Source organism: Georgenia sp. (genome assembly GCF_054605595.1).
In genome coordinates this window covers 1-25,099 of sequence record NZ_JBTSDU010000032.1, presented here as the reverse complement: position 1 = coordinate 25,099, position 25,099 = coordinate 1, and the positions used below count along the sequence as shown (strand labels likewise).

General features: G+C 71.1%; 24 protein-coding genes and 3 tRNA genes. 15 read left to right on the top strand and 12 right to left on the bottom strand.

What is annotated here, in order from left to right; all coding sequences use genetic code 11:
* The first annotated feature begins 45 nt into the window (after positions 1 to 45).
* The 9 genes from ACYC1Z_RS06040 to ACYC1Z_RS06000 all read left to right on the top strand — a co-directional run bounded on the left by ACYC1Z_RS06040 (position 46) and on the right by ACYC1Z_RS06000 (position 9,159).
* Positions 46 to 118, top strand: a tRNA-Ala gene (locus ACYC1Z_RS06040).
* Positions 119 to 307: 189 nt separating this feature from the next.
* A complete protein-coding gene (locus ACYC1Z_RS06035) occupies positions 308 to 547 on the top strand; it encodes a helix-turn-helix transcriptional regulator (protein ID WP_461408632.1) in 240 nt (79 codons plus the stop codon).
* Positions 544 to 1,059 (top strand): tyrosine-type recombinase/integrase, encoded by a 516-nt coding sequence (locus tag ACYC1Z_RS06030; RefSeq protein WP_461408631.1) that lies wholly within the window; start codon positions 544 to 546, stop codon positions 1,057 to 1,059. The genes ACYC1Z_RS06035 and ACYC1Z_RS06030 overlap by 4 nt, the downstream gene beginning before the upstream one ends.
* 164 nt (positions 1,060 to 1,223) lie before the next feature.
* The gene (locus ACYC1Z_RS06025; RefSeq protein WP_461408630.1) at positions 1,224 to 2,453 is read left to right on the top strand and encodes an ROK family protein; all 1,230 of its coding nucleotides are present in this window, start codon (positions 1,224 to 1,226) and stop codon (positions 2,451 to 2,453) included.
* A gap of 2 nt (positions 2,454 to 2,455) precedes the next feature.
* Positions 2,456 to 3,406, top strand: coding sequence for a carbohydrate ABC transporter permease (locus tag ACYC1Z_RS06020; protein ID WP_461408629.1), 951 nt, complete (start codon positions 2,456 to 2,458; stop codon positions 3,404 to 3,406).
* A complete protein-coding gene (locus ACYC1Z_RS06015; protein WP_461408628.1) occupies positions 3,399 to 4,274 on the top strand; it encodes a carbohydrate ABC transporter permease in 876 nt (291 codons plus the stop codon). The genes ACYC1Z_RS06020 and ACYC1Z_RS06015 overlap by 8 nt, the downstream gene beginning before the upstream one ends.
* Before the next feature lie 47 nt (positions 4,275 to 4,321).
* Positions 4,322 to 5,614, top strand: coding sequence for an ABC transporter substrate-binding protein (locus tag ACYC1Z_RS06010; RefSeq protein WP_461408627.1), 1,293 nt, complete (start codon positions 4,322 to 4,324; stop codon positions 5,612 to 5,614).
* Between the two features lie 84 nt (positions 5,615 to 5,698).
* Positions 5,699 to 6,850: a glycoside hydrolase family 15 protein gene (locus tag ACYC1Z_RS06005; protein ID WP_461408626.1), complete on the top strand. Its 1,152-nt coding sequence runs from the start codon at positions 5,699 to 5,701 to the stop codon at positions 6,848 to 6,850.
* A complete protein-coding gene (locus tag ACYC1Z_RS06000; RefSeq protein ID WP_461408625.1) occupies positions 6,847 to 9,159 on the top strand; it encodes a glycoside hydrolase family 31 protein in 2,313 nt (770 codons plus the stop codon). Before ACYC1Z_RS06005 ends, ACYC1Z_RS06000 begins: the two co-directional genes overlap by 4 nt.
* Before the next feature lie 258 nt (positions 9,160 to 9,417).
* Here the strand turns inward: ACYC1Z_RS06000 and ACYC1Z_RS05995 are convergent, their stop codons facing one another.
* On the bottom strand, positions 9,418 to 10,272 hold the full coding sequence (locus ACYC1Z_RS05995; RefSeq protein ID WP_461408624.1) for a sulfurtransferase: 855 nt from the start codon (positions 10,270 to 10,272) through the stop codon (positions 9,418 to 9,420).
* Positions 10,273 to 10,427: 155 nt separating this feature from the next.
* Between ACYC1Z_RS05995 and ACYC1Z_RS05990 the strand changes: the two genes are divergently transcribed.
* Positions 10,428 to 10,745 (top strand): hypothetical protein, encoded by a 318-nt coding sequence (locus ACYC1Z_RS05990; RefSeq protein ID WP_461408623.1) that lies wholly within the window; start codon positions 10,428 to 10,430, stop codon positions 10,743 to 10,745.
* Positions 10,746 to 10,933: 188 nt separating this feature from the next.
* Here the strand turns inward: ACYC1Z_RS05990 and ACYC1Z_RS05985 are convergent.
* A tRNA-Asn gene (locus ACYC1Z_RS05985) sits at positions 10,934 to 11,009 on the bottom strand.
* A gap of 64 nt (positions 11,010 to 11,073) precedes the next feature.
* A complete protein-coding gene (locus ACYC1Z_RS05980) occupies positions 11,074 to 11,574 on the bottom strand; it encodes a hypothetical protein (protein ID WP_461408622.1) in 501 nt (166 codons plus the stop codon).
* Positions 11,575 to 11,638: 64 nt separating this feature from the next.
* Between ACYC1Z_RS05980 and ACYC1Z_RS05975 the strand changes: the two genes are divergently transcribed.
* The 3 genes from ACYC1Z_RS05975 to def all read left to right on the top strand — a co-directional run bounded on the left by ACYC1Z_RS05975 (position 11,639) and on the right by def (position 13,563).
* Positions 11,639 to 11,712 (top strand) — tRNA-Ile (locus ACYC1Z_RS05975).
* A 341-nt stretch (positions 11,713 to 12,053) separates the two neighbouring features.
* Positions 12,054 to 12,899: a hypothetical protein gene (locus ACYC1Z_RS05970; protein WP_461408621.1), complete on the top strand. Its 846-nt coding sequence runs from the start codon at positions 12,054 to 12,056 to the stop codon at positions 12,897 to 12,899.
* Positions 12,900 to 13,074: 175 nt separating this feature from the next.
* Complete coding sequence (gene def, locus ACYC1Z_RS05965) at positions 13,075 to 13,563, top strand: peptide deformylase (protein WP_461408620.1); 489 nt, start codon at positions 13,075 to 13,077, stop codon at positions 13,561 to 13,563.
* A gap of 81 nt (positions 13,564 to 13,644) precedes the next feature.
* On the opposite strand, the gene ACYC1Z_RS05960 is transcribed toward def, so the two are convergent.
* Entirely contained in the window at positions 13,645 to 14,034 is a 390-nt protein-coding gene (locus ACYC1Z_RS05960; protein WP_461408619.1) for a universal stress protein, read from the bottom strand.
* A gap of 269 nt (positions 14,035 to 14,303) precedes the next feature.
* Between ACYC1Z_RS05960 and ACYC1Z_RS05955 the strand changes: the two genes are divergently transcribed.
* The gene (locus tag ACYC1Z_RS05955) at positions 14,304 to 14,804 is read left to right on the top strand and encodes a DUF3145 domain-containing protein (RefSeq protein ID WP_461408618.1); all 501 of its coding nucleotides are present in this window, start codon (positions 14,304 to 14,306) and stop codon (positions 14,802 to 14,804) included.
* A 25-nt stretch (positions 14,805 to 14,829) separates the two neighbouring features.
* Here ACYC1Z_RS05955 and ACYC1Z_RS05950 read toward each other — a convergent pair whose 3' ends face one another.
* The 7 genes from ACYC1Z_RS05950 to ACYC1Z_RS05920 all read right to left on the bottom strand — a co-directional run bounded on the left by ACYC1Z_RS05950 (position 14,830) and on the right by ACYC1Z_RS05920 (position 23,197).
* Positions 14,830 to 17,412, bottom strand: coding sequence for a DUF4153 domain-containing protein (locus ACYC1Z_RS05950; protein ID WP_461408617.1), 2,583 nt, complete (start codon positions 17,410 to 17,412; stop codon positions 14,830 to 14,832).
* 3 nt (positions 17,413 to 17,415) lie between these two features.
* Positions 17,416 to 18,108 carry a response regulator gene (locus tag ACYC1Z_RS05945; protein ID WP_461408616.1) on the bottom strand — a complete coding sequence of 231 codons (693 nt, stop codon included), beginning with the start codon at positions 18,106 to 18,108 and terminating at the stop codon, positions 17,416 to 17,418.
* 72 nt (positions 18,109 to 18,180) lie between these two features.
* Positions 18,181 to 19,413 carry a beta-ketoacyl-[acyl-carrier-protein] synthase family protein gene (locus ACYC1Z_RS05940; RefSeq protein ID WP_461408615.1) on the bottom strand — a complete coding sequence of 411 codons (1,233 nt, stop codon included), beginning with the start codon at positions 19,411 to 19,413 and terminating at the stop codon, positions 18,181 to 18,183.
* 112 nt (positions 19,414 to 19,525) lie between these two features.
* The gene (locus tag ACYC1Z_RS05935) at positions 19,526 to 19,777 is read right to left on the bottom strand and encodes an acyl carrier protein (RefSeq protein ID WP_461408614.1); all 252 of its coding nucleotides are present in this window, start codon (positions 19,775 to 19,777) and stop codon (positions 19,526 to 19,528) included.
* Between the two features lie 100 nt (positions 19,778 to 19,877).
* Complete coding sequence (locus ACYC1Z_RS05930) at positions 19,878 to 20,903, bottom strand: beta-ketoacyl-ACP synthase III (RefSeq protein WP_461408613.1); 1,026 nt, start codon at positions 20,901 to 20,903, stop codon at positions 19,878 to 19,880.
* Positions 20,900 to 21,823 (bottom strand): ACP S-malonyltransferase, encoded by a 924-nt coding sequence (locus tag ACYC1Z_RS05925; RefSeq protein WP_461408612.1) that lies wholly within the window; start codon positions 21,821 to 21,823, stop codon positions 20,900 to 20,902. The genes ACYC1Z_RS05930 and ACYC1Z_RS05925 overlap by 4 nt, the downstream gene beginning before the upstream one ends.
* 177 nt (positions 21,824 to 22,000) lie before the next feature.
* Positions 22,001 to 23,197, bottom strand: coding sequence for a PucR family transcriptional regulator (locus ACYC1Z_RS05920; RefSeq protein WP_461408611.1), 1,197 nt, complete (start codon positions 23,195 to 23,197; stop codon positions 22,001 to 22,003).
* A 164-nt stretch (positions 23,198 to 23,361) separates the two neighbouring features.
* Here ACYC1Z_RS05920 and ACYC1Z_RS05915 point away from each other — a divergent pair, with 164 nt between their 5' ends.
* Positions 23,362 to 24,051, top strand: a complete 690-nt coding sequence (locus ACYC1Z_RS05915) for a hypothetical protein (RefSeq protein WP_461408610.1) — start codon at positions 23,362 to 23,364, stop codon at positions 24,049 to 24,051.
* 71 nt (positions 24,052 to 24,122) lie between these two features.
* On the opposite strand, the gene ACYC1Z_RS05910 is transcribed toward ACYC1Z_RS05915, so the two are convergent.
* On the bottom strand, positions 24,123 to 25,099 hold a 977-nt coding region (locus tag ACYC1Z_RS05910), incomplete at its 5' end, for a transketolase-like TK C-terminal-containing protein (RefSeq protein ID WP_461408609.1).

Genomic DNA, 25,099 nt, shown 5'->3' with positions numbered 1-25,099 from the left:
TTCGCAGCGGCCCCTAGCCCGGTGCTACTCTCTTCATGCTCACCTGGGGCTATGGCGCAGTTGGTAGCGCGTCTCGTTCGCAATGAGAAGGTCGGGGGTTCGAATCCCCCTAGCTCCACTCCTGGGAGGCCGCTGATCGGGGTATAACCCCTGGTCAGCGGCCTTCGGCATTCCGGGAAGGACACCGACGGTAAGGCGGTGACCCCCCATGAATGCACGCGAGAGTGCACGCGTAGGCATCCCAGCGCTGACTGCGCGTGCCCACGATTGCCGAGGGCGCCCGGTGCCGGGCGCGCACCTACGGTGCATGAACGAACACACCAACACCCCGCTGGACCGCACCCCGATGTGGACCCTCGACGAGCTGTGCGCGAAGGTCCACACGACGCCGGCCACGGTCCACACGTGGCGAACGCGTGGGACCGCCCCCCGGGCGTACCGCATCGGTCGGCACCTGTACTTCGAGGACTCCGAGGTGCGGACATGGCTGGCAAAGCACGACGCGGACGCCGCCGAGACCGGCGGCGACTCCGACTCGGGCTGGTGATCACCGTGGCCTACCAGCCGCTGAAGCCAGGCGAGCACGGCGAAATCTTCATCACGACGCACAAGAGTGGGAGCCACCAGGCGCGTGTGCGAATCCGGCTGCTCGACGGTTCGGCAACCGAGCTCTCCCGCAGCCGCAAGACCGCCCAGGAGGCGCGCCTGGCGATCCAGGCCGAGATCGAGGTGCTGCTGAACGCGTCGAAGGGATCCGCGGACCTCAAGCCGGATGACAAGGTCGGAAAGGCCGCCCGGCAGTGGATCGACGAGCTGCGGGTGTGCTCGCGCTGGCCGAACGCGCCGATCCGGCCCCAGACCGTGGACGACTACGAACGCACCCTCGGCAACCACGTGATCCCCGCCCTTGGCAACGTTCGGCTGAACCAGCTGACGCTTCCCATGTGCCAGAAGCTGGTCGACGACATCCTGGAGAAGGGCAACAAGGGACCCAACGACATGGTTTGGACGGCGGAGCAGGTGAAGTTCTGCTTCAAGTTGGTCATCGACCGCCCATGATCCGTTCCCTCGTTACGGGGTCCCTCACCGAGCCGCACCGTGTCCACTAGACCCGGAACGGTCCACTCGGATAGTTCCCGCGCACGAGTACCGAGGGGAGCTTGACTGTGGCGCTCAATCGCTGTTACTTTGCGACTAAAGGAAGTACCGAACGAAGGAGTTCGATGCCTGGTACTACCCGCCCAGCAGTCCGCGGTGATGTCGTGCCTTCCGCGATGCTCGGGCTCCTCGGCACCCGCGGTCCCACGTCGCGGGCCGACGTCGCTCGTGCCCTGGACGTCAGCCCCGCGACGCTGACCCAGATCACCAAGGACCTGATCGCCCGGGGTCTGGTCGTCGAGCTCGACCATGCCCCCTCCAACGGGGGGCGTCCGGGCAGGCTGCTCGGTCTGGTCCGGTCGGCCGGCGGTGTTCTCGGTGCGAAGGTGACGGCCGACCATGTGGCGATCGTGGACGTCGAGCTGGACGGGACGATGCGCAGTTCGACCTCCTACCCATTCGACCCGAGTGCGCCCGACGCTCTCGATGCGCTGGTCCGCATCCTCGGATCTGCGATGGGTGACCGCTCCGGCCACCTTCTTGGGATCGGGGTGGGGATCCCTGGATCCGTCGACTCCCAGGCCTCGGGCGTCGTGGAGGCACCCACGCTGGGGTGGTCGGACGTCCACGTGGGGGCGATCCTGCGCCGCACGCTCGGGGTGCCGGTCCTCGTCGAGAACGACGTGAACACTCTTGCCGTCGCCGAGCAGCTCTACGGGTCCGGGCGCGATCTCGGCTCCTACCTCGTCGTGACGATCGGACGCGGCATCGGCTGCGGGATCGTGATCGACGGTGCCATCTACCGTGGTGCCTCGGGTGGGGCCGGCGAGGTCGGCCACCTCCCGATGACCGTCGATGGTCCGCTGTGTGGCTGTGGCTCCCGCGGGTGCCTCGAGGCGTACATCGGAGACGCCGCCTTGCTCGCGCAGGCCATGGATCGAGGGGTCGTGGGTCCCGATGGCACGTCGGCCGGGTTGAGGCAGGCCGCCGAGCGTGGTGACCGCGACGCGCTCGAGATCTACCGCGAGGCCGGTGTGCTGCTCGGTCGTGCTCTTGCCGGTGTGGTGCACACCGTCGACCCCGAGGTAGTCGTGCTGCTCGGGGAGGGTATCGACGCCTGGCAGCACTGGGAGCCCGGCTTCGGCCCGTCGTTTCGTGGCCATCTCATGGTGGCCAAACGCGATATCCCCTTCCTGATCGAGCCGTGGGCCGAGGACAAGTGGGCCCTGGGCGCGGCGGCACTGGTGCTCGCGACCCCGTTCGACGCGAGCGGCACGGCGGGCGACCAGGGGCGCCTGGTTCGGGAGCGTCTCCACGCCGGTGTGGGAACGCCGTCGGAAGCAGCGAGGCGGTGACCATGACGCAGCTCCCTTCCGTCGCGAGCGTCCCCGTACTCGGGTTGTCGGACGTCCGCCGCCCGGGAACACCTCGCCGAGTCAGCCGCCGCCGGAACGGCGTCTGGGTGATCGTCTTCTTGCTGCCGAGTGCGATCCCGCTGGTCCTCTTCACACTCGTCCCGATGGTCGGGTCGCTGTGGGTCAGTCTGCACAGCTGGAACCTCATCTCACCCATGAAGTGGGTGGGCCTGGAGAACTACGCCTCGCTGCTCGCGGCGGCCGCCACTCGCCGGGCCTTCGGCCACACCCTGCTGTACATCGGTGGATACCTGCCGCTGGTCTACGTGGGCGGCCTCGGCCTGGCCATGGTGCTCAACCGGGCCTTCCGCGGGCGCAACTTCTTCCGCGCCGCGTACTTCCTTCCCGTGGTGACCAGCTGGGTCGTGGTGGCCCTCGTGTGGCAGTGGTTGCTCAACCCGAACAACGGGATCGTCAACACCACGCTCGGCCTGCTGCACCTGCCACAGCCAGGCTGGTGGACCGACCCGGCCTGGTCGATGGCGTCGGTGATCCTCGCCTCGGCATGGAAGGACCTGGGCTTCGTCATGGTGATCCTGCTGGCGGGGCTGCAGGCCGTCCCCGCCGATGTCCAGGAGGCCGCCTGGGTCGATGGTGCGAACGCCTGGCAACGGTTCCGTCTCATCACTCTTCCGCTGCTCTCACCCTCGACCTTCTTCGTGCTGGTGATCTCGTTGATCAACGGGTTCCAGGTCTTCGACCAGGTGTACGTGATGACGGGCGGCGGACCCGCAGGGTCGAGCCAGGTCGTCGTCGGGCAGATCTACGACCTGACGTTCCGGTACGGACGAGCCGGTGAGGCCTCCGCACTCTCGTGGCTGCTCTTCGTCGTGATCCTGCTCATCACCGCGCTCCAGCTGCGCGGCCAGCGCCGGTGGGTGAACTATGCCTGAACCGCTGACCGCCACGAGGTCGACGCCCGTGGTGCCTGTCGGTGCGCGGCGACGCCCGATCCGATGGCGCAAGCCGGCCCTCTACCTCGGCATCACGCTCGGCGCCGTAGCGATGCTCTTCCCCTTCGCGTGGACCGTCATCACCTCGATCACGCCGCGCGGGTCGCTCGCGGGCGGGCCGACCCTGATCGTCAAGGACCCGACCCTTGACGCCTACCGCACGCTGTTCGACGCGTTGCCGATGCTGCGCATCGTCGCGAACTCCTTCGGGGTCGCCGTGGCGACGACGGTGCTTCAGCTCGTCACGGGGTCGATGGCCGCCTATGCGTTCGCCCGGATGAGGTTTCGCGGCAAGGACATCGTCTTCGGCCTCTACCTGGCGACGCTGATGATCCCGTTGCAGGTTCTCGTCGTCCCGCTCTTCATCGAGATGACGCGCCTGCAGGTCAACGACACCTACTTCTCGTTGCTCGCGCCGTCCATCGCCTCGGCTTTTGGGATCTTCCTGCTCAAACAGGCCATTGAGGGTGTGCCGCGTGAGCTCGACGAGGCCGCAACGATCGACGGTGCCGGGCACTTGCGCATCTTCGCCACGATCATCGTTCCGCTCATCCGTCCCGCGCTGGCGACCCTTGCCGTGTTCGCGTTCATGTCCAGCTGGAACAGCTTCCTCTGGCCGCTGGTCGTCATCCGCTCGCCCGAGCTGATGACGCTGCCTCTCGGTCTGGCGACCTTGAAGGGTCAGTTCACCACCGACTGGGATGTGGTCATGGCCGGCTCGGTCGTCTCGATCGTGCCCATCGCCCTCGTCTACCTGCTCGCTCAGCGGCACATCATCGCCGGGCTCGCTCACACAGGTCTCAAGTAGCCCCCCTCCGGCCGGCGCTCCGCCGTCCACCACGAAAGGAAGAACTCATGCAGCGCAGCACGATCATCCGACGGTCGCGGACAGCCGGGGCCATCGCCATCGGGGCCGCTCTGGCGCTCACCCTGGCGGCCTGCGGCCAGGGATCTGCGACGAAGGACGACCCCGCGCCCGCGGCGACAGCCACGGACAACGCGGTGACCATCAGTTACATGAACTTCTCGGCCAACGGCGGTCAGGAGGAGAGCCTTGCGGCGATCGTCAAGGCCTTCGAGGCCGACAATCCCACCGTCACCGTCAACGTCGAGACCATCCCGTATGCGGACTACTTCACGAAGCTGCAGACCGCCGTCGCCGGGGGAACCGCGGCAGACGCGTTCGAGCTCAACTACGAGAACTTCGTCACCTACGCCGCCAACGGTTCCCTGGCGACGCTGAGTGGTGTCGATGCGGCCCTGTACACGCCGTCGCTCCTGGACGCGTTCTCGGCCGACGGCGCCCAGTACGGGCTGCCGGAGTCCTTCTCCAACGTCGTGCTCTTCTACAACGAGGCCCTGTTCGACGCGGCCGGGGTCGCCTACCCGACACCGGACTGGACGTGGGCGGACGCCCAGGCCGCGGCCGACAAGCTGACCAACAAGGACACCGGGGTATGGGGCTACTACCAGCCCGTCTCCTTCTACGAGTTCTACAAGGCCCTTGCACAGTCGGGTGGCGAGTTCTTCAACGCCGACCAGACCAAGGCGACCTTCAACAGCCCGGCAGGTGTCGAGGCCGCCACCTGGTTGACGTCCAAGGCCGGAACGATCATGCCGACCGAGGCCGACGGTGCCGGCACACCCGACTACGACACCAACCTGTTCAAGACCGGCAAGCTCGCGATGTGGGTCAACGGCATCTGGCAGTTCAGCGGGCTGTCTGAGGTGAGCGGGCTCGGCTGGGACGTCGCCGTCGAGCCGGGCAACACGCAGAAGGCGTCCGCGATGTTCACCAACGGTGTCGTCGTCTCCGCCAAGAGCGATAAGAAGGAGGCGGCCCAGAAGTGGATCACCTTCCTCACGAGCTCGGACGCGATGGTCACTACCCGCCTCGCCGCGTCATGGGAGCTCCCGCCGATCTCGGACACGGCCAAGCTCGCCACCTACCTCGACGTGACCCCGCCCGCCAACCGTCAGGCCGTCTTCGACTCCCTCGACGCCACCGTCCTGCCCCCCGTCATCGCCTCCCAGCAGGAGATGACGGACATCGTCGGCGAAGAGCTCGGCAACGCGGCAGCGGGACGCAAGAGCGTGGAGCAGGCCCTCAACGACGCAGCCACGCGCGTCGACGCCCTGCTCGGCTGACTGCTCGGGGCGGGACCGGCACACCACCGGTCCCGTCCACCAACTGGGCCCCTATTCAGACCCACCACCGACTGCGAGACCGCAATGACCTCCGCGTCCGACCTCGGCCACATCGCCGACCTCGCGAGGCAGAGCCACCGGGTGATCACCTCGCACCAGCACCCCGGTGGCGCGTATCCCGCCTCCCCGACCTTCTCGGCATACCGTGGCTACGCGTGGCTGCGCGACGGTGCCTTCACCGCCGAAGGGATCTCGCGCTACGGCGACACCACCTCCGCGTCACGCTTCCACGACTGGGTCGCATCCGTCCTTGCCGACCGCGGCGCAGGCGTCGCCGAGTTGTGCCGCGATGCCGCCGCGAACCGGGACATCCCCCTGGCCCGCATGCTGCCCACGCGCTTCACCCTCGACGGTGAGGCCGGCTCCGACCCCTGGTGGGACTTCCAGACCGACGGCTATGGCACCTGGCTCTGGTCCGTCGTCCAGCACGCCCGCCGCCACGGCCTCGACCTCGAGCGGTGGCGCACCGGCATCGAGGTGGCCGTCGACTACCTCATGACCTTCTGGGACCGCCCGTGCTACGACTGGTGGGAGGAGCACGTCGAGGAGCGGCACGTGTCGTCACTCGGCGCGATCTACGCCGGGCTGACAGCCGTCGGTCACGGAAAGGTCCTCGACGAGGCGCGAAGGGTCGCCGCGACGGGAACTGCTCACGCGGTGCAGGCACGAGTCATGCTGCAGGGCACCACGACGGGCCGCGCAGCCGACCCCGCTTCCCCGCACCTGGCCAAGTGGCTCGGCTCCACACAGGTCGACGCCTCGCTGGCAGCCTGCATCGTCCCCTTCGGGCTGATCGACCAGGGATCCGCACTGGCCGAGTCGACCCTGGCCGCCATCACCCGCGACCTCGAGGTCGGCGGCGGCGTGCACCGGTTCCGGGCCGACGTGTTCTACGGCGGCGGCCAGTGGCTGCTGCTCGCCTGCCTGCTCGGCTGGAACCGGGCGGTCGCGGGCGACCGCCCGGGCGCCCTGCGGAACCTGCGCTGGGTCGCCGACCACGCTGACCCGAACGGGGACCTTCCCGAGCAGGTCCCCGACCACCTCCTCCACCCCGACCACCGGCCCGAATGGATCGAGCGCTGGGGCGAGGTCGCCTCACCCCTGCTGTGGTCCCACGGCATGTTCCTCATCCTCGCCGACGAGCTCGGCCTCCTTCCCGAAGGGCCAGATCGATGACCTCACTGGACGCAGCCCCGTCCGCGCTTACCCGGGCGCGCCTTGTCCGGCACGTGCCCTACGGCATCGAGCACCCGTACGCGACCTCGCCGGACCAACGCGTGCCGGTACTGCCCGAGGCCGGCCAATCCGTCCGCCTCGGCGTGGTGGCCGCCCCGGACATCGCCACGATCACCTGCGAGTGGCAGGACCCATCGGGGACGACGGCAGCCCTCCCGCTCTCGCCAGCGAACACATCGGGCACCGACCTCGCGGCCCTTGCGGGAGGCGACGGCCACCTCGCCGAGGCGCAGGCGACGCAACTGGCGGCCGACGGCGCCTGGTCCGTCATCTCCCCGCCGGTGGTCGCCGAGTCGGTCTATCGGTACCGGTTCATCGCGCGGGCGTCGTCGGACGACGAGGACACCACGCCCTGGTTCGAGGTCGCCGCCGGCGTCTGGGACACCGACGGCGGACACCTGACCCTCGACGGAAGCACGCACCACGACCGCCTCATCCCGGGAAGCGTCCGATGGCTGCGCACGCCGGGCGGGGTGGCCCGGGTCCGCTTTGCCCTGCGTCTGGAACCGCAGGAGCACGTCGTCGGGTTCGGCGAGCGTTTCGACGCCGTCGACCAGCGCGGGCGGCACCTCGATGCGGTCGTGTTCGAGCAGTACAAGTCCCAGGGCAGGCACGGCCGCACCTATCTGCCGATGCCGTTCGCCCACGTCGTCGGCGGCGCTGGCTGGGGAGTGCACGTCCGCACCTCTCGGCGCACCTGGTTCGATGTCGGCGCCTCGCGGCCGGACCAGATGGTCGTCGAGGCAGAACTTGGCGGTGCGGAGCACGAGACGCTCGACGTGGGGCTCTACCGTGGCGCCCCGCACGAGGTGCTGCGTGCCTTCGGCGACGAGGTCGGGCGAGCCGAGGAGCTGCCGGCATGGGTCTTCCGCCTGTGGGCCTCCGGCAACGAGTGGAACACGCAGGAGATCGTCAGGGAGCGGATGGGCACCCACCGCGACCTCGGGATCCCGGTCGGGGTGGTCGTGATCGAGGCGTGGAGCGACGAGCAGGGCATCACGATCTTCCGCGACGCCCGCTACCGCGTCACCCCTGACGGTGCCGCGCACCGGGCGGGTGACTTCACCTACCCGCCGGACGGCGCCTGGCCCGACCCGAAGGCAATGATCGACGAGCTGCACGATCGCGGGATCAAGGTGATCCTCTGGCAGATCCCGCTGCAAAAGACCGAGGTTGACCTGGGCACCGACGTCCCGGTGGACAGCCAGGTGCTCGTGGACGGCCGGGCCATGGTCGCGGGTGGGCACGCGGTCCTCGAGGCGGACGGCTCGCCGTACCACAACCGTGGTTGGTGGTTCCCCAAGTCGCTGATGATCGACCTGTCGACCCAGCGCGGCCGCGACTGGTGGACGGAGAAGCGGCGCTACCTGGTCGAGGACCTGGACGTCGACGGTTTCAAGACCGACGGTGGCGAGCATGCCTGGGGCCACGACCTGCGCTACGGCGACGGTCGGCGCGGGGACGAGGGCAACAACCTGTACCCGGTGCACTACGCGCGCGCGTTCGGCGACCTGCTGCGCTCTGCGGGCAAGGCGCCGGTGACCTTCTCCCGGGCCGGATTCACCGGTTCGCAGGCGCACGGCGTCTTCTGGGCAGGCGATGAGGACTCCACCTGGGAGGCCTTCGCTCACTCCGTGACCGCCGGCATCACGGCCTCGGCCTGCGGGATCGTCTACTGGGGCTGGGACCTCGCCGGCTTCTCCGGGCCGGTGCCCGACGCCGAGCTCTACCTCCGCGCGACGGCAGCGGCGGCCTTCATGCCCGTCATGCAGTACCACTCAGAGTTCAACCACCACCGCCTGCCGCTGCGCGACCGCACCCCATGGTTCGTCGCCAAGATCAACGACGACCCCGGTGTGATCGACGTCTTCCGCCGCTACGCCGAGTTGCGCGAACGGCTCGTGCCCTACCTGAGCGAGCAGGCACGATGCACCATCAAGACGGACCGGCCCCTGATGCGGGGGTTGTTCTTCGACTGGCCCGAGGAACCGGCCGTGTGGACGCAGCCCGGCGAGTTCCTGCTGGGTGACGACCTGCTCGTCCACCCGGTTACGCAACCGGCCGTCGCGACCTGGAGCACGTTCCTGCCTGCCGGTCAGTGGGTCGACGTGTGGACCGGAGCCGTGCACGTGGGTGACCAGACCGTCGAACAAGCAGTCCCACGCGACCTCGTCCCGGTCTACTGCCGCGCCGAGCGATGGGAAGCGCTACGCTCGGTCTTCGGTCCGGCCGCAGATCCAGCGGGGTGAGCACCACCCTTGGGGCCCGGCCTCACATTCGGTACTGTGCGCTGCTGCACCGGCCCATCGTCGCGGCGGCCCTGGGCACATCGATGCTGGGTGCTTCCACGAGTCGATGATCTCGTTCGGCGTGATCATGCTCGTCACCCGAGAGGCCGGCTACGCCGAAGCCGGGGCCGTGATGGCGACCTTCGGTGGCGAGGGAGGAGGAGATCCGCGTGAGCATGCCAGTCTGAGGTGGCCCCACCTGGGGCGGTTCAATCGACCTCAGCCGGGCTCGCTTCCGATGGCGGCCGGTCGATCGGCGTCGGTCGACCACTGCGACCACGAGCCAGGGTATAGGGCACTGCGATAACCTGCGATGGCGAGCGCCGCGATCTGGTGAGTTGCAGTGATCCCCGAGCCGCAGTAGACGCCGATCGGTGCCGCGCCAGAGGCACCCAACGCCGCAAACCGCTCACGCAGCTGGGCGGGGGATCGGAACTGCCCGCCGGGTCGCAGGTTCTCCGCCGACGGCGCGCTTACCGCACCGGGGATGTGCCCGCCACGTGGGTCGATCGGTTCATGCTCACCCCGGTAGCGCTCCGCGGCCCGCGCGTCGAACAGTAGGCCGGTGCGCGGCAACCGGGCGGCGTGGTCAGCGTCAAGGACGGGAAGGTGTCCGCCGATCAGCGTCACATCACCGACAAGCGGTTGCACTTCTCCGGTGTGGATAGGCAACCCGGCTCCGTGCCACGCCGCCAACCCGCCGTCGAGAAGGTAAGTTCGGTGATGGCCGGCCCAGCGCAGCAGCCACCACGCCCGTGCGGCCGCCATGGCGCCGGCGTCGTCGTAGGCCACAACGATGGATTCCGTAGTTACCCCCCACCGGCGAGCGGCGGCCTGCAGGTCCGCGAGCGTGGGCAGGGGGTGTCGGCCTGCCTGTGGCCTCGGCGGGCCGGCTAGTTCGGTGTCCAGATCCACGTAGACGGCCCCCGGCAGGTGGCCGCGCCGATAGTCCGCGCGGCCATCGGTGATGCCGAGCGACCACCGTACGTCGAGCATGACGACAGGATGCTCGACGAGATCGGGACTGAGCCACTGCTCGACCCGGGACACGTCAACGAGCACTGATTCGATCATGGAGCCCACGTTAACCATCGGTGGCAGTCCGGTCGTCCCGGTCCTGTCGCCTCTGGCGTCGGGAAGTCAGCAGGAAGGCGATGAAGACGCCCAGCAGTCCCACGACACATCCCACGAATCCGCTCAGCAGCGTCGAGACCCACTCATGCCACGCCATGGCACCGGACGGTCGCGGTCCATACGGACACGGAGGCGGGCACGGCGTCGCGGTCTCGACGGCATGGCGTCTGGGTGCGAACGCGTGGACTGACCCTGAGCGGCGTGCGTTCTACAACGATCTGGACTACCTGCTGGCCGTGGACGGGCCCACCAACTCTTCGAAGGGCGACAAGACTCCCGCTCAGTGGCAGCCGCCAAACACGGCGTTCCAATGCGAGTACCCGATCACGTACATCGAGATCACCGACGAGTACAACCTCGCCCTGACCTACGGCGACGTGGGCTGTGCCCGCGAACTCCTGCCAACTCGTTGACGTCCGAGGACGATGCGCTCTCGCGGAGCCAGACTCACGGACAGGCCTGTCCGGCGTCTGGGCTCTGGATGGGCAGTTGGCTCTGGCGGCTGTCGGATTCCCCGCCGCATCCGGCACGTGTGTGGCGCGCGCCGGATACGCGGAAGGCCCCTCATCCATGCTTCCGCAGGTGAGAGGCCTTGGTGGTGTGGCTCCCGCGATTGGACTCGAACCAATAACCGTCCGATTAACAGTCGGATGCTCTGCCTATTGAGCTACGCGGGATCGCGAGACGAGACTCTAGCAAAGAAGTCGCTGTGCCTCGCCCCACGGAACGCCAGCCACGGCGTCATGTGGGAAGTCCCACAGCCCCTCGTGCCCGGCGCTCGAGCTCGTCCGCGGTGCGCTGGTCCTCGGCGTCGCGGAGGCTACCGCTCACGGTGAGCTGGGAGAACAACTCGCCGTCGTCGCCGCGGCGGATGTAGGCCGAGAGACGCGCCCCGGACGGTGCCTCGATCGTCTCGGCGTGTACGACGGAGGACTGCACCCGCTCGCGCAAGGTGGCGGCGAAGCTCTCGACGCTGTCGGAGCGGGTCGTGAGCGCCAGGGGGCGGCGGGCGCCGTCGACCCACGTCACGGTGAACTGCTTCGCCGCGCCATCCCAGCTGCCACTCATGATCTCGTGCCACGGGTGTCGGGCCGTGCCGAGTACGCCGCAGATGACGAGCGCGCGTGCGGTGGCGACGGCCCAGGTGCCGTCGACCAGTTCGGCGCCGGCGAGCGCGCGCTCTCCGGCCAGCAGGTCGCTGACGTCCTTGGGGATCTGGTACCGGCCTCGCCTCAGGATCATGAGGTCCACGGTAGCTGCCTGGCCTGCGGGTACGCTTGACCGGTTCTCGGCACGTGCCGAGTGCGCCCCTGTAGCTCAGCCGGTCAGAGCAGCGGACTCATAATCCGTCGGTCGCGGGTTCAAGCCCCGCCGGGGGCACTGGTGGACAAGGCTCGCACTATGGAATCGAGGCTCTTCATCCGCCGGCCCACGCGGTTCTTGCTCCCGGGGCGGGGGAGGGCGCCGTCTCGGAGCACGTCGACAAGGGTCGACGGCGCACGCCGGCGCGCTTGCCCGACCAAGACCAAGGTCCTGCACGCGGTTCGGTGAGGATGACATCGTGTCAGGTGCCACGGGGGTGGCGCAGTGCTCTTCGATGACGAGGAAGGGGAGCTGTCGCCGTGCGTTTGCTCGATCTGTTGAGACGGGAGCGGGGAACCGTCGTCGAGAGGGATGGGCAGGCCGTCAGACCGGCAACCCCGGACGGGCAGGTGGACTCCGTGCCGCCGAAGGTCTTGGAGCTGACGGTCACCGGTGACGCCTTCGAGTTGTGGGGCAGCCCGAAGTTCCCCACCGTCGAGCTCATCGGTGAGCACTTCCAGCGGCACGCGTTCGCCGAGATCTGCACCAGCCACGGGATGGAGTCGGGGGGCGAGATCGTCCTCGACGCCCTCGTCGTGCCGCACCGCACCAACCCGTACGACCCCTACGCCGTGTCGGTGCACGTGGACGGGCTCCAGGTCGGTTTCCTGGAGCACGACGCCGCCGAGAGCTACCACCCGGTGCTGCTGCGCCTGCTCGACCATGGCCGGATCGGCGTGACCCGAGCCCGCATCGAGGCCGGTCACGACGACGGCATCTGGAGCGCGCGCGTCACCATCGCCCTCGGGGAGCCCGACACCATCGCCCCGGCGAACCTCGAGCCCGCGCACGGCGTCGAGTTACCGATCGGGCGGAGCCTGCGCGTCGCCGGCGTGCACCGCCACCACGACGTCCTCCAGCGGTTCCTCGAGCAGGAACTGCCCGGCGCCGTGTTCCTCACGCTCGTGCCGGGGCACGTGGTTGTGCCGGGCCGACCTCCGCCCGTCAAGGTCCTCCTCGACGACCGGCCGGTCGGCCAGCTCACGGCGGACATGAGCCGGGAGTACACCCCGCTCCTGGAGCGTATCGGGGCCGCCGGAGCGGTCGCCGTCGTGCGCGGGCGCATCGGTGCGGGCCTGTCCGAGGCCGAGGTGAGCATCCAGGTCGCCCGCGCGACGGCGATCCCCGAGGCATGGCTCACCGCGCAGCTCACCGCCGTCGAGCCCGCCAAGAATGGAGCCGGCGTCTCGCTCGTCATGGGCTGAGTGCGTGCCGTCACGGCAGCCACACGCGTCGGCCCCTGCCGAGCACCGGCGGAGCGGGAGCCTGGGTTGGCGGAGCCGACGCCGCCACCGGGGCCGGCAGCACCTCCCCGCGCCACGGTGGACGCGAGGGCGGGCACGTTCCCGGTGGCCCCCCAGGTCGTGAAACTATGGGCGCATGGCCATGCGTGAGATCCGAGTCGTCGGCGATCCCGTCCTGCGCACCTCGTGCGAGGAGATCACCGACATCGATGACCGTGTCCGCTCCCTCGTGGAGGACCTCCTGGAGACCGTCGACGCCGACGGGCGGGCCGGGCTCGCCGCGAACCAGATCGGGGTGAGCCTGCGCGCCTTCTCCTGGAACGTCGACGACGAGATCGGGTATGTGCTGAACCCCCGCATCGTCGCGCTCTCGGAGGAGGAGTACCAGGACGGCGACGAGGGCTGCCTCTCCGTGCCCGGCCTGTGGTTCCCCACCAGGCGCGCCTGGTACGCCCGCGTCGAAGGGATCGACCTCGAGGGCAAGAAGGTCGTCGTCGAGGGGGAGGAGCTCATGGCCCGCTGCCTGCAGCACGAGTGCGACCACCTGGACGGCATGCTCTACCTCGACCGGCTCGAGACCAGCACCCGCAAGGAAGCGATGCGCGCCATCCGCGAGCAGTTCTAGGACGACCGGCTCCGCCGTTGACCGTGGGCCCCGCCGCTCGGCGGGGCCCACCGCACGCTCGGGTCGGCGACGGCCCCGGTATCAGGCCTTGACGGCCAGGACCGGCACGTCGGTGTTGAGCAGGATCTTCTGCGAGTTCGACCCCAGGACCAGCTTCCTGACGGGGGAGCGCTTACGCAGGCCGATCACGACGAGTGAGGCTCCCACCTCCTCGACGGTCGTGACGATCTCCTCGGACGGGTCCTTGCCGCGCACGAGTTGTCGCACGACGCCCTCCACGCCGGCCTGGTTCAGACGGTCCCGCACCACGGTGAGGTCATCCTCGGAGGCGAGCATGGGGTCGGCCCGTCCGTCTCCCTCGGAGACGTTCAGGACGACGACGCTCTCGCCGTGCGCCGTGGCCTCGACGAGGGCGCGTTCGAGCGCGGCGCGCCCCTCGGGCCTGGTGGTGTAGCCGACAACGATGGTCATGCGTGCTCCCGGGGTCTGGGGCCGGCGCCTGTGCCGACCACTGTCGGCATCATGGCGCATTCCGGCCGCCAGGTGGGGGGACTTCCGTCGTGTGGTCCCGACCGGGCCGTGAGGCCGACAGGTTCGGGCTGCGGCGCGCCCGGGCGAAGATGGCGCCGTCGCGGCGTTTCGGGCATGATGAACCTTGTTCGTCGTGAACATGTTCCACCTGGTCACGCACGAGGTCGTTGGGGAAGACGCACCTCGAGAGAAGATCAGGAGGAGTTGACATGAGTGGTGCCAGCACCCGCGGCGTCATTTTCGTGCACTCTGCGCCCCGTGCACTGTGCCCGCACATCGAGTGGGCGGCAGGTACGGTGCTCGATGCTCGGGTCACCATGGAATGGACCGTGCAGCCCGCTGCTGCCGGCCTGTTCCGGGCCGAGCTCTCCTGGGCCGGGCCCGTGGGCACGGGGGCGCGTCTGGCATCGGCGCTGCGCGGATGGACCCACCTGCGTTACGAGATCACCGAGGAAGCGAGCCCGGGCTGCGACGGCGGACGCTGGTCGCACACCCCCGAGCTCGGGATCTTCCACGCGCAGACGGACGTCCACGGCAACGTGGTCGTCCCGGAGGACCGCATCCGCGCAGCGCTCGAGCACTCGGCCGACCCGGCCCGCATGCGGGCCGACCTCGATCTCGCCCTCGGCCAGGCCTGGGACGACGAGCTCGAGCCGTTCCGTTACGCCGGCGCCGGCGCACCCGTGCGCTGGCTGCACCGGGTGGGCTGACCTCGCGCGGCACCGATCGGGTCCGCTACCGGCAGCCGCCCACCGGCACGGCGTACTGGGCGGCCCGGACGCGGCCGAGGTTCCACGAGAGTGCGTCCGCGGCGTCGTCCTGCGTGCGGGTCGCGAGGGCACACGCCCCCAGGTTCGGGTGGAGGCCCTCGAAGATCACGGGCCGTGCGTCCGGGCCCAGGCCGGCCAGGTAGTCGACGTCGATCTTGCCCGTCTCGTCGAAACGCTCGATGTTCTGGCGCGCCACCCAGGCCTCGGGGTTCACCAGGCCGAAGGCCAGCAGGAGCGTGGCACCGGAGGCCAGCGCCGCCCGTGGCAGCCACCAGCCGGACCACCGGATCCCGGCGACGATCACCAGGACCACCAGCAGGCCCAGCCACAACTCGAAGGTGTCAACGAGCACCCGCAGCACGGTGTAGCCGAAGGCGCCCTGGTACACCGACATCCGGTAGAGCGCCGAGGCGACCACCACCAGGGTGAGCAGGAGCAGCAGGCCGAGCACCAAGCGGAGCACGAACCGGTCCTGGGCCGTCTCGTGCGGGGCCTTGCGGACGGCGACGGCGACCGTCGCCAGGGTCAGCACGGTGGCGACCGTGAGCTGGCCGAACCCCTGGTGGACGTAGTCGGCGTAGGTGATGCCGGCCACGCGGAGGACGTAGTCGTCCCCGCCGAACATCGCCGACGCCTGCGCGAGCACGAACGTGACGAAGACGGCGACCACGATCCCCACCGGCACGAGCCACTCCCACACCCGGGCCACCGGCCGGGGGGCCGGTGCGGCCAGGTTCTCCACCGGCGGCGGGTTGAGCGCGAGGTAGCAGGCGGCGAGCACGATGCCCGCGATCATGACGAAGACGAAGGCGCGCAGGATCAGCGGGTCCCAGGACAGATCCGGGACGAGGCGGGCCACCCACGAGCCGAGGACGGCGTCGCCGGAGGCGAACAGCCCGCCGAAGACCACGAGCACCACGAGCGAGAACGCGGCCGTGCGGACCACCGGCCAGAGCAGCGTGTGGCCGCTCGCGGCCGTGAGCGTGCGGCCCAACAGCGGTAGGCCACGCACCGCGGCCAGGACCCAGGCGGCCGCGCCGGCCACCATGGGCACGAGCCCACGCGCCCCGGTCAGCGCGGTGGTCACGAGCACGGCGATCACCAGCAGCGCGAGGACCGCGAGCCACTCGGCGGCGCGCAGCACGAGCAGCGAGCCGAGACCGAGGCACAGCACCGCGGTGACGATCGTCCACGGCCGGGCGCGCAGCCGGGCAGACCGCCACACCAGCAAGCCGGCGAGCAGCAGCACCACGAACGTGCCCACCCCGATCGCACGGTCCGGCAGCACGGCGGCGCCCAGGGCGCCCACGGCGAGGGACGCAACGAGGGGGACGGCCGCGGTGGCCGGCTCGGCGCCGGGCCACCGGCCCCCGAAGAGCGACTCGACGAACGAACCCTCGCCCGGCCCAGGGGTCACGGCCAGGGGGCTCGTGCCGACACCGGCGCTGGGCCCGGGCCCGGGCGCGGGTGCGGGTGGGACCGCCGGTGCGTCGGCCGAGACCGCAGCCGCGCTCTCGGCCGTCCGGGTGGCCGACGACCCCGGGTGGCGGGGGAGCAGCGCCCGGATCCGGGCGCCGCCACCGGCTGCGGGGTCGAGCGCGGCGATCGTGCCGCCGTGCAGCTCGCAGATCCACCGCGCGATGGCCAGGCCCAGCCCGGTGCCGCCTCCCACGCCGGTGGTCCAGAACCGGGTGAAGATCTGCTCGGCCTGATCGGGGGTGATGCCGGGGCCGTCGTCGGCCACGTCCAGGGACCACCGGTCCGTGCCTTGCTCGGCGGCGCGGACCGTGACGACGGCGCCCGCGGGGGAGTGCCGGACGGCGTTGTCGAGGAGGTTGGCGACCACCTGGGCGAGCCGGGCGGCGTCGGCGGTCACGGTCAGGTCCGGCGGGGTCACGCGGACCTCGAACCCGACGTCGCGGCCCCCCACGCGTGCCTCGGCCACGGCCCGTTCGAGCAGGGTCGCGACCCGGACCGGCGCGAGGTGCAGCGTCACGGCCCCGGCCTGCGCGCGGGAGACGTCGAGCAGGTCGCCCACCAGCTCCCCGAGCCGCTCGGACTGGGCCAGCGCGCCCCGCAGCGCCTCGTCGTCGGGCCGGACGACACCGTCGACGAGGTTCTCCAGCAGGGCCTGCTGGGCCGCGAGCGGGGTGCGCAGCTCGTGGGAGACGGTCGCGAGGAGCTGGCGGCGCTGCTGGTCCGACGCCTCGAGGTCCGCGGCCATCGTGTTGAACGCCCGGGCCAGTCGGCCGACCTCGTCGGCTGAGGTGTCGCTCACGCGGCGGGCGCGGTCACCGGTCGCCATCCGGGCGGCGGCGTCGGTCATCTCCCGCAGCGGCGACGTCATTCCCCGGGCGAGCCACTGGGTCACGCCCAGGGCGGCGGCGACGGTGACGGGAACGGTGAGCCACCCGGGTACGCCGGCCCGGCCGCCGATCTCGGAGACCAGGGCGGCCGTCACCACGGAGAGCCCGACGAGCACGCCGAACTTCACCTTGATGGAGGCGATGCCGTCCAGCGGCCGGTCCCGGCGGGTGGAGGTGCTCATCGCTCAGGCCTCGACCGCGTAGCCGACGCCGTGCACGGTCCGGACCAGGTCCGCACCGATCTTGGCGCGCAGGGCCTTGATGTGGCTGTCGAGCGTGCGGGTGCCGCTCGCGTCGGACCAGCCCCACACCTGCGACATGAGTTCCTCGCGGTTGCGCACCGTGCCCGGCGTGACCGCAAGCGCGAGCAGCAGGTCGAACTCCAACGGGGTCAGGTGGACCTCCGCCTGGGCCACGTGCACCCGCCGCGCCGCCCGGTCGATGACGACGGCGCCCACCGTGAGCCGGGGGGTGCCCGTCGCGGCGAGCTCGCGCGCCCGTTCGACCCGCCGGAGCAGGCCCCGGATCCGGGCGACGACCTCCCGCATGCGGAAGGGCTTGGTGACGTAGTCGTCCGCCCCGACCCCGAGCCCGACGAGCACGTCCGTCTCAGCCACGCGGGCGGTGAGCATGAGCACCGGGACCGGCCGGGCGGCCTGGATGCGCCGGCAGACCTCGACACCGTCGAAGCCGGGCAGCATGACGTCCAGCACCACCAGGTCGGGTCGGTGCTCCTCGTGCGCGGCGACCGCGGCGGGGCCGTCGTACGCCTGGACGACGTCGAAGCCCTCGGCGCGCAGCCGGTCGGTGAGGGCCTGGTTGATCGTCCCGTCGTCCTCGACGACGAGCAGTGTCGCGGCGGAGCTCCCGGTGGTCATGCCCCGAGCCTAGGAGCGGCGGAGGGTTCGCCTGCGGAGCGAGGTCTGGAGGTTGTGTGGAGATCGAGCCCGTCAGGCCGAGCGGACCAGGATGGCGGCGTTGTGCCCGCCGAAGCCGAACGCGTTGTTGACCGCGGCGATCTGCCCCGCGGGCAGCTCGCGCGGCGTGTCACGGACGACGTCGATCTCGATACCCGGCTGGAGGGTGTCGACGTTGATCGTCGGGGGAGCGAGGTGCTCACGCACCGCGAGGACGGTGAGCACCGTCTCCAGCGAACCGGCCCCGCCGAGGAGGTGCCCGGTCATCGACTTCGTGCCGGAGACCGCGACGCCGTCGCCGAGGACGCGGTGGATGGCGGCGGCCTCGATGCCGTCACCCACCGGGGTGGACGTGGCGTGGGCGTTGACGTGGACGATGTCCGTCGCGGCGAGGCCGGAGTCGGCCAGCGCGATGCGCATGGCCCGTTCCTGCCCGGAGCCGGTCGGGTCGGGTGGGGCGACGTCGAACGCGTCCGCCGTCATGCCGACCCCCGCGACGACGGCGTGTACGCGGGCGCCGCGGGCGGCGGCGTGCTCCGCGGACTCGAGCACCACGATCCCGGCCCCCTCGCCCATGACGAACCCGTCCCGGTCGACGTCGTAGGGGCGCGAGGCGGCCTGCGGGTCGTCGGACCGGGTGGAAAGCGCCTGCATCTTCGCGAACGCCGCGAGGGGCAACGGGTGGATGGCGGCCTCGGTGCCGCCGGCGATGACAACGTCGGCCTGGCCGGAGCGGATCATCTCCACGCCCCGGACGATCGCCTCGGCGCCCGAGGCGCAGGCGGAGACGGGGGCGTGGGCGCCGGCACGGGCGCCGAACGCGATCGAGACGGTCGCGGCGGGGGAGTTGGCCATGAGCATCGGCACGGTCATGGGCAGGACGCGGCGGGCGCCCTTCTCCTTGACGGTGTCCCAGGCGGACAGGATCGTCCAGACGCCGCCGATGCCGGTGCCGACGATGGCCGCGAGCCGGTCGCCGTCGACCTCGGGGGTACCGGCGTCGGCCCAGGCCTCACGGGCGGCCACCAGCGCGTACTGCGCGGAGGGGTCCATCTTGCGGGTCTCGGGGCGGGTGAGCACCGTCTCGGTCGGGACCGCGATGGTCCCGGCGAAGTTCACCGGGATCTCGTACCGCTCCACCCAGTCGTTCTCGAGGGTGTGCACCCCGGAGCGGCCGGCGAGGATCGCCTCCCACGACGAGGCGACGTCGCCGCCCAGCGGGTTGGTGGTGCCGAGGCCGGTGATGACGACGGGGGTGCCTGCCATGAGTGCTCCAGGGGCTGCGGCGGCCGCGAGGCGGCGCGTACGGGATGAGGCACGCCCGGCGGGCACGAGCGATCGTGCCCGCCGGGCGAGAGCGGCTGACGCCGCGGGAGGATCAGGCGGACTGGGCGCCGCTGATGTAGTTGACGGCGTCCTGCACGATCTTGAGGTTGCCGACCTCCTCGTCCGGGATCCGGACGTCGAACTTCTCCTCGGCGAGCGTGGCGATCGTCATCATCGACAGGGAGTCGACGTCGAGGTCGTCGGTGAACGACTTCTCCGCGGTGATCGACTCCACGGGCAGGCCCGTCTCTTCGTTGACGATCTCGGCCAGCCCGGCAAGGATCTCCTGCTCGCTGTAAGCCATGGTGTTACTCCGTTTCGTTGGGTGACGCGTCTGTCGGTTCTCAGTGTGAAGGTCGCGTGCCGCTCAGCACCACCGCGGCACGCTGGCTGGACCCCGGGTGTCAGGGGAGCACGACGACCTGGGCGGCGTAGGCCAGGCCTGCGCCGAAGCCGATCTGCAGGGCGATGTCGCCGCTCTTCGCCTGCCCCTCGCGCAGCAGGCGCTCGGTGGCCAGCGGGATCGACGCCGCCGAGGTGTTGCCGGTCTCGACGATGTCCTTCGCGACGACGACGTCGTCGCGAAGGCCGAGGTACTTGACCATGTGGTCGATGATGCGCATGTTCGCCTGGTGCGGCAGGAACACGTCGATGTCCTCCGGCCGCAGGCCGGCGACCGCGATGGCCTCCTTGGCGACCGGCGTCATCTGGAAGACGGCCCACTTGTACACCGACGGCCCCTCCTGGCGCAGGGTGGGCCAGCCGATCTCCGACACCGGCGTCTCGGGTGCCGCGTTGCGGAAGTCGAGCCAGGAGTGGGTCTGCCCGATCATCGTCGCCGCGGAGCCGTCCGAGCCCCACACCGTCGGACCGATCCCGGGGACGTCCGAGGGGCCGACGACGACCGCGCCGGCACCGTCGCCCAGCAGGAAGCTGATCGAGCGGTCGGTGGGGTCGATGAAGTCGGACATCTTCTCCACGCCGACGACGAGCACGTGGCGGGCCGTCCCGGCGCGGACGAGGGCGTCGGCCTGGGCGATGCCGTAGGCGTAGCCGGCGCAGGCGGCGGAGATGTCGAAGGCCGCGGCGGGGGTCGCACCGATCCGGTCGGCGAGGACGGCCGCGAGCGACGGTGTCTGCTCGAACCAGGTGGTGGTGGAGACGAGGACCGCGCCGAGGTCGGCGCTGGTCAGCCCGGCGGCGTCGAGCGCCGCACGGGCCGCACCCTCGGCGAGGTCGACGACCGTGGTGCCCTCCGCGGCACGGCGGCGGGAGATGATCCCGGTGCGCTGGCGGATCCACTCGTCGGAGGAGTTGATCGGGCCGACGACGTCGTCGTTGACGACGACGTTCTCGCCGCGCACCCCACCTACCCCGAGGATCCGGGCGTGCTGGACGGGCTGCGCCGCGCGCAGGGTGGGGCGGGTCATCGGGTTCCTCCGTGCCGGGTGATCAGATCGCGGGCCGCGGTCAGGTCGTCGGGGCTCTTGAGCGCGACGGTCTCGACCCCGGGCAGCGTACGCCGGGCCAGCCCGGTGAGGACCCCGCCGGGGCACAGCTCCACCGCGCCGGTCACGCCGAGGGTGAGCAGCTGCTCGCTGCACAGGTCCCAGCGCACCGGGTTCGCGACCTGCCTGACGATCCGCTCCAGCGCCGCGGCGCCCGCGGTGACGGCGCTCCCGTCGGCGTTGGACAGCAGCGTGCGGGCGGGGTCCGCGGCGGTGAGCGAGGCGGCCACGGCCCGGACGTGTTCGACGGCGGGGGCCATGTGCTCGGTGTGGAAGGCGCCGGCCACCTGCAGGGGGATGACGCGGGCGCGGGCGGGCGGGTCGGCGGCGAGGGCGTCGAGCTGCTCGCGGGTGCCGGCGGCCACGACCTGACCACCGCCGTTGACGTTGGCGGCCGTGAGCCCGTGGCGTGCGAGGGTGGCGGCCACGTCGGCGGCATCACCGCCGATGACGGCGCTCATCCCGGTGGGGCGGACCGCGGCGGCGTCCGCCATCGCCCGGCCGCGCTCGCGCACGAGGGTGAGGGCGTCGGCCTCGCTCAGCACACCGGCGACCACGGTCGCGGCGAGCTCGCCCACCGAGTGGCCCGCGGTGACGCCCACCAGGACGGGGTCGACGTCGAGCGCACGGAGACTGAGCAGCGATGCGGCGGTGAGCAGCGGCTGGGCCACCCGGGTGTCCCGGATCGCCTCGGCATCGGCGGTGGTGCCGAGCGTGACGAGGTCGAGCTCGGTGGCGGCCGCGTAGCGGTCGAGGTGGTCCGCCAGTCCGGGGACGTCGAGCCAGGGGCCGAGCATCCCGGGGGTCTGGGCGCCCTGTCCAGGGCAGAGGAGGGCAAGCACCTGTCCACTGTGCCAACCGGGGGGCCGTACCCGGCGGCGACGACGCCTACCAACTCCCGGGAGGCCGGTTGTCGGAAACCTACAAAACTGGTGCGCGGGTGTCGCCGGCCCGACGAGTGCCCGAATGCCGCCGGACGTCCGGCACCCCCGGGACCCGCGCTCGCCGGGACGGGCGACTCAGACGCCGCTGTGCTGGCGGGCTGTGTCGGCGAGGCGCCCGACGGCGAGGGCGATCTGGAGCACGTAGCCTTCCCGGGCGTCCGTGGGGTCCCAGCCGACGAGCTCGCCGATGCGGCGCAGCCGGTAGCGAACCGTGTTCGGATGCACGTACAGGCCGCGGGCGGCACCCTCGAGGGAGCGGCCGTGCGCGAGGTACTCGTCAAGGGTCTGCACCAGGGCGGCGCCGCCGGCCAGCAGCGGCCGGTAGAGCTCCTCGATCAGCGTGCGGCGGGCCAGGGGGTCGCCGTTGAGCATCCGCTCCGGGAGGAGCTCGTCGGCGAGGACGGGGCGGGGGGCGCCCGGCCAGGCACGCACGGACAGGATCCCGGCGAGGGCCGCGCGGGCGGACCGGCCGGCGTCGGCGATCTCCCGCACCTGTGGGCCGAACACCACCGGCCCGTCGCCGAAGCGCGGCAGGAGCGACTCGGCGGCGGCGCGCAGCTCCACCTCGCCGCCGAGGACGACGACGAGGCGCTCACCCTGGATGCCCACCAGCACGTCGGGGGCCACGCGCTGGCAGGCACGACGCAGCTCGCTGGTGCGGTGCTGGTCGAGCCGGGCCGGTGCCTGCCCGACCATCACCAGGGTGGTGCCCCGGCCCGACCAGCCGAGCGTCGAGGCGCGCGAGAGCAGCGACTCGTCGGAGACGCCGCGTACCAGGGAGTCCACCACGAGCGCCTCGAGCCGGGCGTCCCACGCACCGCGCGTCTCCGCCGCATGGGCGTAGACCTCCGCCGCGGAGAAGGCGACCTCGCGCGAGTACAGCAGGACGGCGTCGCGCAGGTCCCGCTGCTGGCCGGGCTCGGCGAGCTGGACGGCGTTGTCCTCCACCACCTCGACGACGATGCGCACCAGCTGGAGGGTGTGCTGCAGCGAGATCGACCGGGTCAGTTCGGTCGGGGCCACGCGGAAGATCTCCTGGGCGTTGTAGGAGCCCTTCGCGGGCCGCTCGTACCAGTTGATGAACGCGCCGATGCCCGCCTGGGCGACGAGCCCGATCCAGGAACGGTCCTCCGCCGTGAGCCGGCGGTACCACTCCACCTCGGCGTCGAGGCGGCGCAGCGTGGCGGTGGTGAGCATGTCGGTGCCGCCCCGCAGGCGCCGCACGACCTCGGAGCTGCCGTCCTCACGCCCGGTGCGTTCGTTCACGGTCATGCAGCGGAGCATAGGCCGGTCGACTTGTCGGATGCCTACAAAGCGGGTGCGGCGCGCCCGGGACGGCGGTCCCGGGCCGCGGGAGCGCGGGCCCCGGGCCCCGGGGACGTGGTGGTCGCGGTCATCCCCCGCGTGAAGTCTCAAGTCCGGATATGGTCTGGGTCATGGCATTCCTCGAACGACTGCGGTCCATCCTGTCGCGCGGCAGGCCCGTCCACCGGGTCGGCGCACGGCGACCCTCCGCGGTGCCCCGGACCGAGGGGGCGGCGACCGAGGACCGGCTGCGTGCCAAGCTCATGAACGACCCCAACGACGTCGCGGCCTTCGGCGCCCTCGCCGAGCTCGTGCGCCGCCGGGCGGCCGGGGTCGGGCCGGCCGACCCGCTCACCGCCGAGCAGCTGCCCTCGGATGCCAAGCGCGCGGCGGACGTGGCCGTGTGGGCGCTGGCCGAGGAGATCGCCGGCAGCCCGAAGGCCTGGTACGCGCTCGTCGAGCTCGGCCGCCTCTCGCTGGCGGACGATCACGAGGCGGCGATGCGCCGTCTCGCCGGTGCCTGCGAGCGGGAGACGACGGGCCTCGCGCTGGCGGAGAGCGTGCGGATGCTGCGCGAGGCCGGCCTGCCCGCGGAGGGTCTCGGGCTCGGCGTCGGCCACTGGTCACCCAAGGACAACATCGTCGAGGCGGGCCGTCAGGTGATCCTCGCGGCGGTCGAGGCGGCCCGGCCGATCGACGCCCGCCGCCACCTCAACGCCCTCGTGACGGCCCGTGGTCACACCGAGGTGGCCGCCGTCGTCGCCGAGCTGGAGCCGCTGGTGGCCCGCGTCGAGGCGGCTCATCAGCAGACCGACGTGTAGCCCGCGCAGCACCACGGACGACGAAGGCCCCGCCGGAGCGATCCGGCGGGGCCTTCGTGGCTCAGCGAGCGTCAGGCGTCGCCGCCCGCGGTGCCGGACTCGCCGGCGCGCACGTTGAACAGGTCGTACTTCTCGATGGCCTGGCGCGGGATGTCCCGGTCGATCTCGCCGCGGTCGGCCAGCGCCTGGAGCGCACGCACCGCCATCGAGTGGGAGTCGATGAAGAGCTGACGCCGGGCGGCCGCGCGGGTGTCCGAGTAGCCGAAGCCGTCGGCACCGAGCGTGTAGTAGTCGCCGGGCACCCACTCGCGGATGGAGTCCTGCACCTGGTGCTCGAAGTCGCTCGTGGCGACGTACGGCCCGCCGACGTCGCGGAGCCTGGTCGTGACGTAGGCCTCGCGACGTTCCTCGGTGGGGTGGAGGTAGTTGTGCTTGCTCGCCTCCAGGCCGTCCCGGCGCAGCTCGTACCAGCTCGTCACGGACCACACACCGGCGCGGACGCCCCAGTCGTCCGCGAGAAGCTCGCGGGCGTGCAACGCCCACGGCACCCCGACCCCGGAGGCGAGCAGCTGGGCGCGGGGCCCGTCCCCCTCTGGCTCGGCGAGGCGGTGGATGCCTCGGAGGATGCCCTCGACGTCGACGTCCGCCGGCTCGGCCGGCTGGTGCAACGGCTCGTTGTACACCGTGAGGTAGTACATGACGTTCGGGTCACGCGGGTCCTCGCCGTACATCCGCTGCAGACCGTCCTTGACGATGTGCCGGATCTCGTAGGCGTAGGCCGGGTCGTAGTGCACGAACGCCGGGTTCGTCGACGCGAGCACGGGGGAGTGGCCGTCCATGTGCTGGGTGCCCTCGCCGGCGAGCGTCGTCCGCCCCGCGGTGGCGCCGATGACGAACCCGCGGGCGAGCTGGTCCCCGGCGGCCCAGAACTGGTCGCCGGTGCGCTGGAACCCGAACATCGAGTAGAAGATGTAGATCGGGATCATCGGCTCGTCCAGCGTGGCGTAGCTCGTGCCGACCACCTGCATGGCCGCGGCCGAACCCGCCT